The organism is Mesorhizobium sp. M7A.F.Ca.CA.003.01.2.1, from assembly GCF_003998945.1.
Taxonomy (GTDB): Bacteria; Pseudomonadota; Alphaproteobacteria; order Rhizobiales; family Rhizobiaceae; genus Mesorhizobium; species Mesorhizobium ciceri.
The window spans coordinates 1-1,966 of the sequence record NZ_RZRA01000997.1 but is presented as its reverse complement, the minus strand read 5'-3'; the positions used below and the strand labels follow the sequence as shown (position 1 = coordinate 1,966).

The 1,966-nt window shown below is 63.5% G+C and carries 2 protein-coding genes; both read left to right on the top strand.

The features are described from left to right. The coding region (asnB, locus tag EN969_RS28790; protein WP_127419613.1) for an asparagine synthase (glutamine-hydrolyzing) at positions 1-1,481 on the top strand (1,481 nt) is incomplete at its 5' end. Next, positions 1,478-1,966, top strand: a 489-nt coding sequence (locus tag EN969_RS28785; RefSeq protein ID WP_164758587.1) for a class I adenylate-forming enzyme family protein, incomplete at its 3' end; no start/stop codon positions are given. The genes asnB and EN969_RS28785, both read left to right, overlap by 4 nt.

Genomic DNA, 1,966 nt, shown 5'->3' with positions numbered 1-1,966 from the left:
GGATAGACCAGACTTTCACGCTGTGGACGGTCGTACCGCCGCAAGGCGTATTTCAGGGAGTGAAGGAACTTACCCCCGGCCATGTACGCATCTACGACAATGGCAGCGTTCGTGAGCACGCTTTCTGGAAACCTTGCTATCCCGAGATCGCGGACCAGGCCCATGGCACCTTCACCGGCTCACTGGACGATGCGGTGGACGAAGTGCGTAGCGCCTTGCAGGCCGCGACGGCGCTTAGAATGGTCAAGGCGGATGTGCCGGTTGGCTGCTACCTTTCCGGCGGGCTCGACAGCTCACTTGTCGCCATGCTCGGTAGGCGCTTCGCCGGCGCGCCATTCCAGACCTTCTCGTTGCGTTTTGCTGACGCCGAATATGATGAAACCCGTTACCAGCGGCTGGTTGCAAGTGCGAGCGGCGGCGAGCACCACGAGGTGATGGTTTCGCGCGGTGATATTGCCGAGGTTTTCCCAGATGTGATCCGTCACGCCGAGTGTCCGATTCTCAGGACCGCGCCGGCGCCGTTGTTCCTTCTCTCGAGGCTGGTGCGCGAACATGGCATCAAGGTCGTCCTGACCGGCGAGGGCGCCGACGAGATGTTTGCCGGCTACGACCTGTTCCGTGAAGGCAAGGTCCGCCGTTTCTGGGGGCGGCAGCCCGCATCCGCCCGACGCGCGCGACTGCTGGAACGGCTCTACCCCTATCTGAGCCGGTCGCCCGTCAAGCAGCAGGCGATGGCGCGCCAGTTCTTCGGACACGGTATCCATGCATTTGGCGCGCCCGGCTTCGCGCATGACACCCGCTGGCGCACCACCAGCGCCATCAAACGGCTGTTCTCGGCCGACATGCATGCCGAAGCGGCGCGTCACGACGTGGTGGCGGACCTGCTTGGCCACCTGCCCGAAGAGTTTCCACGATGGGGTCCTCTCGCGCAGGACCAGTATCTTGAGATCAGGACGCTGATGTCGGGCTACCTGCTCTCCTCGCAGGGTGACAGGATGCTGATGGCCCATTCTGTCGAGGGGCGCTTCCCGTTCCTGGACGACAGGCTCGTGGCGTTGGCGAATTCGCTCCCGCCCGACTACAAGCTGCGCATTCTGGATGAGAAACACGTGCTGAAGCGTGTGGCGAAATCGATCGTGCCCGCGGAAGTCGTGGCCCGCAAGAAGCAACCCTACCGGGCGCCCAACGCACTTTGCTTCACGGGCGATGGCGCACCCGCCTATGTCCGCGAAGCACTCTCCGAGACTGCCCTGCGCGCGGCGAATGTCTTTGATCCGAACTCGGTCGCGCGCCTGCTGGACAAATGCGCTGCCAAGACCGGCGATGGGGATCTGTCCAACTCGGACAACATGGCGTTGGTCGGCGTGCTGTCGACGCAGCTCCTCCATCAGCAGTTTGTCGCTAGCCGCCCATCGAGCGCGCATGCGGTCGACCTCAGGATAGACGTCGATCACCTGCACAGGGAAGAGGTGCTGGTATGATGCATGGCGCCGTACCTCTGCTGGACGATTACCTCAGCCATTCGGCCGAACGGCTCGGCGACAAGATAGCGCTGGTGTGCGGCGAGCACCGGCTCACCTATGACGAGCTTGAGACACGCTCCAGCGCGGTCGCCCGTCATCTCGTCACGTCCGGGGTCGCCCCCGGTGACCGCGTTATGATCTTCGCCGACAACACCGTCGAGACCGTGGTCAGCTTCTGGGCGGTTCTCAAGGCGAGCGCCGTTGTGTGCGTCGTCAATCCGCTCACCAAGAGCGACAAGCTGGGGTATTTGCTCAACGATTGCCTTCCGGCAGCATTGATCACCGACAAACATTTGCAGCCGGTCTTTGCTGAGCCGGCGCGTAACTGTCCGTCGCTGCGGCGGCTCATCGTCTCCGGTCAGGTGGACGACGCCGAGCTCCGGGGATTGCCGCATGCCGTGCGCTGGGATGAGGCGGCTGCCGGCCACGGCAAAGCGCCGCCC